Source organism: Spirillospora sp. NPDC047418 (assembly GCF_040643275.1).
Classification (GTDB): Bacteria; Actinomycetota; Actinomycetes; order Streptosporangiales; family Streptosporangiaceae; genus Spirillospora.
This window is the reverse complement of record NZ_JBEYTW010000158.1, coordinates 1-11371: the sequence shown is the minus strand read 5'-3', so window position 1 is coordinate 11371 and position 11371 is coordinate 1. Positions and strand designations below refer to the sequence as shown.

General features: G+C 65.3%; 10 protein-coding genes. 5 read left to right on the top strand and 5 right to left on the bottom strand.

What is annotated here, in order from left to right; genetic code table 11:
- Positions 1–48: 48 nt before the first annotated feature.
- The 5 genes from ABZ806_RS43730 to ABZ806_RS43710 form a co-directional block, all read right to left on the bottom strand.
- Positions 49–201 (bottom strand): hypothetical protein, encoded by a 153-nt coding sequence (locus tag ABZ806_RS43730; protein WP_500225608.1) that lies wholly within the window; start codon positions 199–201, stop codon positions 49–51.
- A gap of 107 nt (positions 202–308) precedes the next feature.
- Positions 309–4304 carry an Eco57I restriction-modification methylase domain-containing protein gene (locus ABZ806_RS43725; protein WP_500225606.1) on the bottom strand — a complete coding sequence of 1332 codons (3996 nt, stop codon included), beginning with the start codon at positions 4302–4304 and terminating at the stop codon, positions 309–311.
- Between the two features lie 420 nt (positions 4305–4724).
- Positions 4725–5291 carry a transposase gene (locus ABZ806_RS43720; protein ID WP_500225610.1) on the bottom strand — a complete coding sequence of 189 codons (567 nt, stop codon included), beginning with the start codon at positions 5289–5291 and terminating at the stop codon, positions 4725–4727.
- Complete coding sequence (locus tag ABZ806_RS43715) at positions 5269–5493, bottom strand: DUF397 domain-containing protein (RefSeq protein WP_500225605.1); 225 nt, start codon at positions 5491–5493, stop codon at positions 5269–5271. The genes ABZ806_RS43720 and ABZ806_RS43715 overlap by 23 nt, the downstream gene beginning before the upstream one ends.
- Positions 5486–6334: a helix-turn-helix domain-containing protein gene (locus ABZ806_RS43710; protein ID WP_500225604.1), complete on the bottom strand. Its 849-nt coding sequence runs from the start codon at positions 6332–6334 to the stop codon at positions 5486–5488. The genes ABZ806_RS43715 and ABZ806_RS43710 overlap by 8 nt, the downstream gene beginning before the upstream one ends.
- A gap of 303 nt (positions 6335–6637) precedes the next feature.
- Between ABZ806_RS43710 and ABZ806_RS43705 the strand changes: the two genes are divergently transcribed.
- From ABZ806_RS43705 to ABZ806_RS43685, 5 genes are all read left to right on the top strand, one after another.
- Positions 6638–7207 carry an ATP-binding protein gene (locus tag ABZ806_RS43705; protein ID WP_500225602.1) on the top strand — a complete coding sequence of 190 codons (570 nt, stop codon included), beginning with the start codon at positions 6638–6640 and terminating at the stop codon, positions 7205–7207.
- 1039 nt (positions 7208–8246) lie between these two features.
- Complete coding sequence (locus tag ABZ806_RS43700) at positions 8247–8735, top strand: MobC family plasmid mobilization relaxosome protein (protein WP_396446371.1); 489 nt, start codon at positions 8247–8249, stop codon at positions 8733–8735.
- Positions 8732–10276, top strand: a complete 1545-nt coding sequence (locus tag ABZ806_RS43695) for a relaxase/mobilization nuclease domain-containing protein (protein WP_396446370.1) — start codon at positions 8732–8734, stop codon at positions 10274–10276. Before ABZ806_RS43700 ends, ABZ806_RS43695 begins: the two co-directional genes overlap by 4 nt.
- A 227-nt stretch (positions 10277–10503) precedes the next feature.
- A complete protein-coding gene (locus ABZ806_RS43690; protein ID WP_396446369.1) occupies positions 10504–11073 on the top strand; it encodes a hypothetical protein in 570 nt (189 codons plus the stop codon).
- Positions 11074–11084: 11 nt separating this feature from the next.
- Positions 11085–11291, top strand: coding sequence for a helix-turn-helix transcriptional regulator (locus ABZ806_RS43685; protein WP_500225599.1), 207 nt, complete (start codon positions 11085–11087; stop codon positions 11289–11291).
- Positions 11292–11371: the final 80 nt, after the last annotated feature.

The following is an 11371-nucleotide window of genomic DNA, read 5'->3' as shown; positions in this document are numbered from 1 at the left end:
GGACCCTCAACAAGCCCTATCCTCCCAGCACAGAGGCACTTTTCTTATCTAAACGGTCACTCTCGACCCACCGCCCGGTGAAAGCCCGAGGCTAATCCGCATCCCATGCAGCAGCGCGTTGATCGCGTCGGCGACCGTCTGCTCGTCCGGGCGGTTGGTGGCGAAGGTGGGGCGGAAGTCGCCGGGGGGTACGACGCTCACTCGCTTTTCTTTCTTCCTGGCCGTAGCCGCGACACAGCACGGCATTTCAGGTATACGTGAAGGCTGACGGTATCGACCGGTGCCCTATTTCTGATGTCGCTGGTGTCCTACTTCTTGGTTCGAGGTGGAACATGAGCGACGCCAAGCTTGTCCCGCAGACCCTGCGGGAGCCCGGTCTTGTTGAAGTCAGCCGCGATGACCTCAAGGTCGGCCTGGCCCAGTCCGTAGCCGCGCAGTGCCAGCCGCTCCAGGCGGACCCGCAGGCCGGTGTCATCGTCGCCGCAGGAATCGGTGACGGTGATCCCACCGGCCAGGCGGGTGTAGCCGTTCCGGGCGAGGAGGGTCCCGGTGATCTGGGCGGCTTCCTCGACCTGCTGCGGCGTCCAGTCGGGCAGCGGGATCTGGCTGATCACCGGAGCGGTGACGTGCCGGTCGACGAACCGGCGGGCCCACCAGTCCACCGTGATGGTGTTCAGCAACCCCAGCAAGGCCAGACGTTCCCGTTCACCCGAGTCGGGATCGTGCATGAGGGCGTGGATGTAGCCGGTGTTCTGCAGTATCCCGGCCTCGGGCAGCGCAGTCGCGATGATCGTCCGCGAGTCGTCACTACGGCTGACCCGGCGAAAGATGATCACTGGATGCTTCTCGGTGAGCACAACAGCGCCATCTCGTTTCCCGACGCCACGTGGCTTGGCCATCAGGCCAAAAAAGTCCATGACGAACTGCTTGAATGGTTCGCCCGCATCAAAGCCGAACTGATCGACATGCGCGGTCATCAAGACCTTCCACGCCCCAGGATGGTTCTCACCAATCGCAAGCGCATTGTCCCGACCACTACCTGTGAAATCCCAGCGGGAGTCGTGAGCGGCCTTGATCCAGCCCTTGCCTGAGGACAGGCGCGGACCTGTACGCATGGTATCGAACACCTTGCGGTCAGCCGCGCCGTTGAACCAGGGGATGACGTGGGTTTCGGAAAACGAGGCGAGATCATCCCTGGTGAGCAGGATTGCGTTCTCATCGGTCGCGGCCGCGACCTCGGCGCGATTGTTAGCGACCCAGACCCGCGTCGTCGGCGTGGCTGACTTGGCGGTACTGAGGAACACCACGGCGTAGGAGGCGTGGACATCCTCAAAGATCCATTCGCCGTGGTTGCGGCCCTGCACGATCCGCAGGTCACAGACCGTGGTGAGTTCTTCGCGAAGTTTCTTCCATCCGGCCAAGACCATGCTCTGACGTGGCAGGACCAGCCCGAGGTGGCCGGAGTCACGCCGCAACCGAATGGCGCGCTCCAGCATCAGCTGCGCCAGTTCCAGATGCGTGCCACCACGCAGGGTGTACGACTTCTTGAACAAGTCCTGCAGGACAGCCCGGTGCGCCTTCTCCTGTTCCTCCTGTTCGGCCTCCACCGGGTGTGCGGCACGCAGCTCCTTCATTTTCTGCTCGCGTTTGCTGTCCGGCAGCGCCATCAGGCCGGGGTGTACACCGGCCCAGAACGGTGTGGCCTCCCAGCGGACCTTCTCCCACGGCGGGTTCCCCAGGATGACATCGAACCCTGGGCGTGCCCGCACGAACACTTCAGGGAACCGGTACGGCAGGTGCACCACCCCGAACTGTTCGAGTTGCCGCCGAATCTCCTCGGCCTTCTCCCCAGCCCCGGCGACCACGGTGATCGCCTCGTCGGCGTCCTGGGGCGGTGAGGTCAAGCCCATGCGCACGGCGACCGCGGCGTCGAAGATGTGCTTGGCGTCCTGTGCTTCGGCCAGGGCTTGCCGGTAGGCGCGTGCCGCGTCCTGCACCTCGGCCTTTTTGGCCTCGTCGGTGCGCGCAACGCGCCGCAGCCGTTCCCCGGCCGCGCGCAGGGCGTCTTCGATCTTGTCGGCGAACAGCGACATCTGCCCGATGCCCGCCCTGGGCTCCAGGACGTCCAATGCCTCCGACAAGGTCCCGATGCCGGTGAGACTGTTCCCGACGACCAGGCCGTGTTCCAGCGACGACATCGGCAGGCCTGGGACAAAGGTGTGGATCCAGATGCCCAAACGGGCCAGCTCAACCGCCATGAGGTTGAGATCCAGCCCGTACACGCAGCGCCGTGCGATCTGACGCCGCAGCAACGCCGACGTCTCGATTTCGACCGAGGCACCCTGGTCGCCGAGGGTATGGCGCGCTGCCTGGGACAGCCGGGTGAGCTCGTCGGCGATGGCGGCGATGGGCTGCTCGGCGAGGAAGGCGGTGAACCGGGCCTCGATCCGGTCGACCGCTGCGACCAGGAAATGCCCGGATCCCATTGCCAGGTCGGCGACGCGGAAGTCGAAGAACATATCCGCCGCCGCCGCCTCATCCCCCTGACCCAGCAGCTCCCCCACCCTATGCAGGTGGGCTCGCAGTGCCGGTTCCAGCGCCGTGTCCAGCAGGTGTTCCACCGCGAACGACTTGGTGAAGTACGAGCCCGTCGCCTTGCGGTTCCCGGCGTTGTTGTGGAAGTACACCTGCCCCGCCGGCACCACGACCGTGTCACCGTCCTGGGCGGGGACGAAAGCGTCGTCCTTGTTCGTGGTGAGCGGGACCGGTGCGATGGACAGCGAGGACTCCAGTAGCCCCTCGTAAATGGTGCCGAACTCGCGTACCGACAGCGACCGGAAATCCACGGGACCCTGTGTGCCGTCCGGGCCGACGTCGACCAGCAGAGCGCGCAGGGCCGGACCGAACTCAGCGTCGGCGAGGTGCATCTGCGTCAAGGCAGCACCCGACGGGCTCACCGCGGCGTCGTGTGTGAACAGGCCACCGTTATAGGCCGGGACGTCCCAGCCCCGGTTACCACCGTCGACCGCGGCCCACACGGAGAGCATGTCGTCCCACATTGCGGTGGCGTCGGGGTCGAAGGTCTGCCCGGGGTCGGCGGCGAAGTCCTTGGCCAGGGTCTTGACCGCGTGCCGGTCATACCGCGGGTTCTGCCCGTACGGCAGCAGCCGCCGGTCTTCGGCATAGGCCAGGAACAACAACCGAAACAAGATCATAAGAGTTCGGTGGTACGCCTCCTGCAGATCGTTTTCCGACATCAAGCGCATGTGCCGAGCCACCGCGACGGCCAGGCCCGGCACGACATCGTTGTAGATTCGCTCACGGAGCCGGATCCCCAGGTCGGCGGCGAAGTCCGCAGAAGCCGCCAGAATCTGGTCGGCGCTCCCGCCACGCGTCAGCGCGGCGGCGCAGAACAGCAGCGGAAGATAGCCGGCGGTTTCATCGGTGAGCAGCCCCAGATCCAGCTCGACGAACGTCTCCCCCGGGCTTTTAGCGCCGGTCCCCACGGCTGGCTGGGCTGGATGGAGCCGCAGCTGGCTGCCACGCACGACGATGACCCACGGAAGGTTTTCCCGGGTCGCCGTCGCGATCCCATGGGCGACCGGTGACACGGCCCCGAAACGGGGAGAGGGCCGGTCAAAGACCTCGGTGTCGTTCAGCAGAACCGCGACGGCCTTCGTCGTCTCCTCATGGGTCAACACAAAGGCGGCCGAACCCCGGGGTACCAGCGTGTACCCCAGCCCCTTGATCAGTGAAAGCCCACGCAGGCCGCGCAAGGACTGCGCCTGAACACATGCGCCGCCCCAGTCGCTTCTTCGAGGAACGCCCGTGCGCAGCTCATGCGTGGCGAACAACCCCTGGTTGCTCAACCCAGGGGTGAGCTGGTCCTTCACCCCCGTCAGTAGACGCTCCAGCGCGCGGCGTGCCCCGTGCCGGTCGGGCTCCCGCAGCGCTACATCACAGACCTGGGCCACCTGGTCCACATCCAGGTCCGTAGCGGTCGAAGGGTCCCCTTGTGTCCCACATGTCGCCGCCTTCACCGGCCCGCCCGCGTCGCCGTACAGGACGACTAGCAGCACCGGAGAGGGCCGGTTGGACTGCCGCAGCTTCCACAGGCGTCGGATCTCGTCGGTCTTCGGCTGTCCCTCCACGCTGTAGGCGACCGCCACCTCCAAAGGCGAGTCGCCGTTGCCGAACAGGACTCGGTCGGTGTTCAACGACGCAGGCGCCCCCTGAGGCTTGGCCCAAGGCAGAGTCCGGGCGTCGCTGTCCTCCAGGAAGCGGTCCACATCATGCTGGATCACACTCGAACCCTTTCAATCGCCCTCGTCATCAGCGAAACCGCCACAAGCGTCACTATCCCGTCCTTACCACACAGCCCAGGCAGATGGTCCATACTTCACCACGCGCGACGGTCTCTGCGCGCACGTCTGACTCAAAGTGTCACAAAAGACACGTCTTAGCTCATCATCCTGGAACAGGCACCCGACAGCCAAGGGACAGACAGAGAACGGGGCAGTACCGGGCGGGATGACCTTCCCCTGAGGTCCGCACGCTCTTGCAGCAGATCCCGATAGAGGACCAGCACCCGAAACCACCATCGATGTGAGCGGCCCGGCGGCACAGACCACATCCCCGGTCTCGCCGGTAGTAGGCCGGCACCCGCCAGGTAGCCCCCGGCCGCCACACGAGCGCGTAGGGGTTCAAGTAGCCCTGGCGAAGGATCAGTCGGATTCGGGCCGTGTGTGCGTGCTGGGGCAAGCGGTGTTGGACGCGCGGCCCGGCGCCAGTGGGGAAGAGACTTGCGGGCGACCTTGCGCCGGCTTACGGCTGGAACATTCCATGCTGCTGCGCCCTGTGGCGGCGTGGTGGAGGGTCGGTCGAGGGCTCGGATGTGGCCGTCGCACATGCCGTAGAGGACCAGGACGGCGAGGTGGTGGGCGGCGGCGACCTTGGCAATGTTGTGGCCCGCTTGCCAAGGCGGGCCAGGATGTGGTCGCCGACCGCGCGAATGGGGGGAGCCGGCGCGTTGCTGCTGGAGCGCTTCGATCAAAGCCCACCGCAGGACCGGTAAGCCCTGCTTGGTGATGTGATCGGGTGACCTTGAGACCGGACTCGCGGTGCCGCGGAGTGAGCCCGGCCAAGATCGCCAGTTTCTCCGCGCGGCTGAAGCGCGTGATGTCACCGATCTCGGCGACGATCATAGCGGCCAGGACCGGAGGGACCCCGAGTGCTTGCGGGAGAGCAGAAGCGGCCTTCTGAGCCGGCTCACCTCCGGTCGAAAGTGCCAGCCTTGATCTGATGCCTAAGATTCCGCCAAGTTCGACCTTCGAGGACGAGCTTGGGACCTTCCGGATCCTTCGAGTCCCGCACAGCCGCATAACCGCGGCCTTGAAAGGCGACCTCAGAGGCCAAGATGGTGACTTCCACACAGTTCTCGCCGCTGGTGCTGTAGGAGGAGCGACGCCACGCGAGGCGGGGGTCCTCACCCATCCGTGATCTCCCTTGCAGCACGCTCGATGCGTGCTTCTGACTCGTCCGGAGACATGGCCATTTCGGATAGTTCGTCGAAGACCACCCTACGACGGGTGACGTCGTCTTCGGACTCCAGGTAGATGTCACCGCCCGGGGTCTCCAGGTAGGCGATGTCGGGGTCGATACCGACCTCGAAGCTCAGGACGACGAAACCACCGTTGAGGCCGGGGTGCCGTCCCTGATGAAACGAAAGTACTCGCAGTTCCACGTGCGGACGGCGGGAGTCTGTGAGTAGGGACTCGAACTGGGCCCGCATGGTCTCGGCGCTGCCCATCCTGCGGTGCAGGATCGCCTCGTCGAGAACCACGTGAAGCTCGGGGGCGTTGGGCCGGCTCAGGATCGATCGCCTTGTCATACGCGCGGCGACACGGCGCTCGATGTCCGCAGCTTCAGAGGTGAAGGCCATCACGACCTCCCGTGCGTAGTCGGGGGTCTGGAGTAGGCCAGGTACGACCTGGGGTTGCCATTCGCGGATCTGGGATGCCTCGTCCTCCAGCGAGAGGTACGTGCCGGCGAAGATGTCGCGGTAGGCCGTCCACCAGCCGCGCTTCCAAGCGTCTTTGGCGAGTTGCAGCAGGGCGTCGCGTTGGGGGCTGGTGACGCCGTAGAGATCCATCACCGCATTGAGGTCGTTGCTGCTGGCCTTGGTGAGGGCCCGTTCGATCCGCATGACCTTCTGACGGCTCCAGCCCAGCCGCTGGGCGGCGTCCTCGGGACGCAGATCGGCACGCTCACGTAGTTCGCGCAGCTCTCTGGCGAGACGTCGGCCACGAACCGTTGGACTGTGTGGCTGGACCATGAGCGGCAGTCTGCCTTCCTCGGGGTGTCAAGAGCAGGGCCTTGCAGCAACTCCTCGAGCGAAAACTGTCGAAGTCGTTGTGATCATGAACTGTACAGAGTCACTATGGCGTGGCAACGCACTGCGATCGATGGATCACAGTGTGCGAAACGGCGACAAGACGGCCCGAGTCCACGGTCGGCGAGCTCGGTAGAGCTGGTTGGCGGGCGCGGCAGCCGTTGCGTCGGCGGTCATCGCGCGGCCGGGCCATGGATTGGAGACCCTGCCCGGCCGCGCATCCTCACCCTCGACAGGGAGGTATGGATGAGAATAGCTCTGAGTGCGCTGGCAACGCCCTATCTCCAGAACGCTGAGGGGCCTTCGCTGCCCCTCGGGACGGCGGGCGGTGACACCCTGTCCGTCGTGCCGAACACGGACGGCGCATTGGTCGCCTCACGTACGCCAACCTCGCGACAGGCCGCCGCTGACGGAACAAACACCGAGGGCGACTGGGACGGTCACGTGTGGCACATTGACGTCCCAGGCGTGCCCGACGCGGTGTCCTTGCTGCGTCGCTGGGTTCGCCTGCTGCTGGTTGACGACGTGGTACTGACCGAGGCGTTCGAGTTGATCGTCAGTGAGTACGGCACCAATGCGCTGTGGCACTCGGCCAGTGGGATGCCCGGCGGTCGCATGAGGGTCGAACTCTGCATCGGCCGCCGGCAGACGCGCCTCACGGTCTTGGACGATGGACCCGTCCCGGTTCGTGCCGATGAGCAAGCCGACCCCGCTGAGCATGGACGCGGATTGATTCTGGCGGACGCCTACGCCGACGAGACCGGCCAGTACGACTGCGCCGACGGCCACGCCGTCTGGGCCCTGGTCAACTGCTGAGACCGGGACGCGCACCGCACCCCCCATGGTGCGCGTCCCTTGCCGGCCGTGCCCCGGCCGGCCTGTCGTGCGGTCGGTGGCTGATTCCCCCCGGAATTCACCGGCCGCACGACACCCATGAGCCATCCATCACATGACGAGCGCGTTCGCCGCGTTCACCTTGGAAGTGATGTCGTGACCTTCCGTGAGTACGCCGCCCATCCTGGCGGTTCTCTTGAGTCGGCCACTGCCGCGTGCCACCGCGGCTTGGCAGGAGAACTCGATCTCGACCAGGCCGTGGAAGTCTTACGGCGGCGCTACCCGGGACTGTGCATCTATTGGGGCGAGTGCACCGGCTCTCTCTGGGCTTCGCTGCCTGATCAGTTGGTCGAGGCGAAGAGCGCCTTTGACCTCGCTCGACGCATCGACGCAATGCTTGAGCATCCCTATGTCCGGAGCGTCAGAGACCGCCATGACCAGCGCGAGGTACCAGCTTCTCGGGCAGTGGACGGCACCTGGGCCATGCCGGAGAGGAAGGCGTCTTCCTCAGCAAGTCAATCCCGCCCCTCTGACTTGGCAACACGCCGTCGGCGCAGCAACCTCCTCCGCCGCGTCCTGGTCGGTTGCCGCCGCATCCTGTCGGGACAATCGAGAGTGGCAACTCCCGCATGTTGAAGCGCCGCCGCGACACGGCGGCTTCTGGCCCGCTCGAAGGTGTACATCAAGTTCTGCTGGCTGCCATCGGGTACCAGAACCCGCACTACTCGGTGCTACCGCGACCGTCCTGGCGAGGAGGTGCACCGAGTCCCGAGCCTAAGGATGCATCGCCTGTGCGCTGTTCGCCTGAGAACAAGCGTCGGCGAGTTGAGTAGCGCTTTTGTATTTGGAACGAGCTAGCCTGTTGACGGCCTCTCTGAGAGCTGAATCATCCATAACTTTACGGCACGCCCCAACCCGCCGCAACAGGCATAGGGATTGCAAGTCACACGCTGGCGACATTTGGCTGCCGCACTGCCTAGAGGCTGCAAGGTAGGACCGTGTCGCGACACGTTGCGGATTCATGGAAACCCGCCGCACACACTCCTGTGGTGCGGGACCGGGCGCGGTCCAGGACGAGTCGATCGGAGGTGGAGCGACGAGCGACGAACAGGTCAACCAGACACGCAAGCTGCAGCGACGTTCGCAGCTTGGCGGAGGACGCCGACGGGATCGGGAGATGAGGTTCCGAGTCAGCGACCAGGAGTACACGGAAATCCGTGCGGCAGCCCAACGAGCAGGAGCCGCCTACGGAACATTCATCGTCCACACCGTCCAGGCAGCCACTCGCCAGCACAGATTTGGACACCAGCCGACCGCGGAACTCTGCGAAGAACTGCGCGGCATCGCGCGACAGTTGAACCGAATCGGCGTGAACCTCAATCAACTGGCGCGCATCGCGAACGCGACGGGACAGGTGCCTGGGGAACTGCCTGCTGCATTGTCGTATCTGGAGAACGTCCTCCGCAGAGTGGACGCTTCGTCCGTCGAGATCGGTCGGCTCCTACGTTGATCGGCAAAGTCACCCGCGGCCAGGGCGTCGCAAGGCTGCTGTCCTACCTCTACGGCCCTGGCCGGCGCAACGAGCACATTGATCCGCACATCGTCGCGGGTTTCCGACTCCCCATGGCCCTGGAACCTGGCCTCGATGCGAGAGGCGATCGGGACTTCCGCCACCTGGTCGGTGTCCTGACATCCCCACTCGACACACTCCGGCACACACCCCTGGCGTTGCCGATCTGGCAGTGCTCGATCCGAGCGGCCCCAGAGGACCGAACCTTGTCGGACGATGAATGGGCTGACATCGCCGAAGAGGTGATGCACCAAACCGGATTCGCCCCCCGAGGTGACGACCAGGCATGCCGCTGGATCGCAGTACGGCACGCCGACGACCACATCCACCTCGCTGTCGTCCTGGCCCGCGAGGACGGACGCAACCCGAACGTCCACCGCGACTATTACAAGGTCGCCGACGCCTGCCACACCGCCGAGGAACGTTACGGCCTCACCCGAACCGCCCCCGCCGACCGCACAGCCGCACCTCGACCGACCCGAGCCGAGACAGAACTTGCCCATCGTAAGAACTGGCCGGAGCCTCCTCGCACCACCCTTCGCCGGCACGTAGCCACCGCAGCCGCGGGAGCCGAAACCGAGGACGACTTCTTCGCCGCCCTCGAAGATGCTGGAGTGCTGGTCAAGACCCGTGAGAGCGCCCGCAGTCCTGGAGAGATCACCGGTTACGCGGTCGCGCTTCCACACCACACCAACCAAGAAGGCCAACCGGTCTGGTTCTCCGGAGGAAGGCTCGCCGCCAACCTCACCCTCCCCAAACTCCGCCACCGTTGGTCAGCTCCACACGGAAGTATCCCCTTTGACCGGCGCGCCTTTAGCCGCAGCATCGAGCTGACTCGCCAGGAACGATCTGCGGCCTACCAGCAGGCCGCCCGAGCCGCCGCCACGGCCACCTGGCAGATGCGCCATATTCAGGACCCGGCCGTCCGCGCTGACGTGGCCGCCGCGACCTCCGACGTCCTACACGTGACCGCAGCAATCACCGGCAACAGAGAACTCGCGCGCACTGCCGACTTCTACGACCGCGCAGCTCGCGAACCCTACGGATGCCAGCCACCACCGACGCCCTACGGCGCGAACCTTCGCGCGGTTGCCCGAGCCCTGGCTTATTCCGAAATCCGAGGACGACGCGGTCACCGTCCGGACCTTGTGAGCGTCCTCTCCCATCTCATGCTGCAACTCGCCGCCCTAATCGAGGCGATCGCAGAGTCTAGGCAGCTCCAGCACCGTGCCGCACAAGCAGCAGCCGCACGCAAAGCTGCTGCGCAACTCACCAAACTCGGCCGGCCAGATCCACGACCGCCGTCCCCGACGTTGCCTCGGATGCCAGCGCACCTCACTGCGGGGCAAAACGCTGCACGACTCGCGGCCGCCGCGTTCCCCGTCCCCCTCAGCCACCATCTGACAGAAAGCCCGTATCAATCCACCGGAGCCGCATGTCCGCAACCCGGTCCGCACCGCCGCCGCGGCCCATCGCGGTAGCTCGACCAGCAAGACTCCCACGCCACGCCGCGCGGGGTCGTGGCGTAATGATCAGAGCAGTCGCATACTAACGGAGCGCAAACAACTCTAACGATGCGCAAGCAATGTACCGGTGCAGTGTTCGGAAGGACGAACCTGCGCTACCTCGTCCCCACCACACAAGAGAGGCGTAGCCATGACCGACCACAGTTCCCACGTGAGACCCGCACCCACAAGGACATGCCTACATGACCGACTACATGCCGGCTCCTGGTGCCGCTGGTAACGACGACGAGACCGCTCAGCTAGCGGTCAACTTGTATGAACACGTCCGCCAGCTCAACTACGCCACGGCTGGCCCACCGAGCCTCACCCTCCCCTCCACCGCGTACACCGTTCTCGGCAACCTGAGCGCAGCCAGCTACGGTCTGGATCAGCTCCTCGACCAGATCAACCGCTTCTTCCTGCGCGAACTTCAAGCCGACCGCCTCGGCCACGACGACGGCGAAGACCTCACCGACGTCCTGAGCCGCCACGGCCAAGCCTTGGCCGACGCAAGGCGCCACACTCAAGCCCTCTGCGCGACCCTCAGCGAAGCTCAATCCGCCATCAACGCCGTCCACTCTCGCCCCACCCGCGGACGCGAGGCGTCCCCGATGACCAGAGGCGAGACACATCAGGACGACGCCGGCGTAGCAGCAGCGGCGAACGACTTCCCCAGACCAATCACCGACCCAACGCTCCTCGCACCGCCTCCAGCCGGTGAACGACACAACCCCATCCACTTCCCCCGCCGCACGAACCTCCCGGAGGCCTGAGCATGGAACCCATGACCCATGAGGAACTCGCCGCCCTCCCCACCACAACCACCATCGAGACCGCCGCCCGCGCCCTCGGCCTCGGCCGAACCCGTGCCTACCAACTAGCTCGCGAGGGGCACTTCCCCTGCAAGGTCATCCGAATCGGCACCAGCTACCGAGTCGTCACCGCCGACCTCCAGCAGCTCGTGTCCAGCAACGAAGGGGGTATCTCCTAAGGCGTGGAAATGATCTTGGTGGGTAGATGATCGACAGGGAAGATCATCCATCGAATTCGGGGGGATTCGAAGTTGTGAGT

Excerpts from the sequence above, each read along its gene's own strand:
- ABZ806_RS43715 (WP_500225605.1), bottom strand. The coding sequence starts at position 5,493 with ATGGGTGAGGACCCCCGCCTCGCGTGGCGTCGCTCCTCCTACAGCACC.
- ABZ806_RS43690 (WP_396446369.1), top strand. The coding sequence starts at position 10,504 with ATGACCGACTACATGCCGGCTCCTGGTGCCGCTGGTAACGACGACGAG.
- ABZ806_RS43700 (WP_396446371.1), top strand. The coding sequence starts at position 8,247 with ATGGAAACCCGCCGCACACACTCCTGTGGTGCGGGACCGGGCGCGGTC.
- ABZ806_RS43705 (WP_500225602.1), top strand. The coding sequence starts at position 6,638 with ATGAGAATAGCTCTGAGTGCGCTGGCAACGCCCTATCTCCAGAACGCT.
- ABZ806_RS43685 (WP_500225599.1), top strand. The coding sequence starts at position 11,085 with ATGACCCATGAGGAACTCGCCGCCCTCCCCACCACAACCACCATCGAG.
- ABZ806_RS43710 (WP_500225604.1), bottom strand. The coding sequence starts at position 6,334 with ATGGTCCAGCCACACAGTCCAACGGTTCGTGGCCGACGTCTCGCCAGA.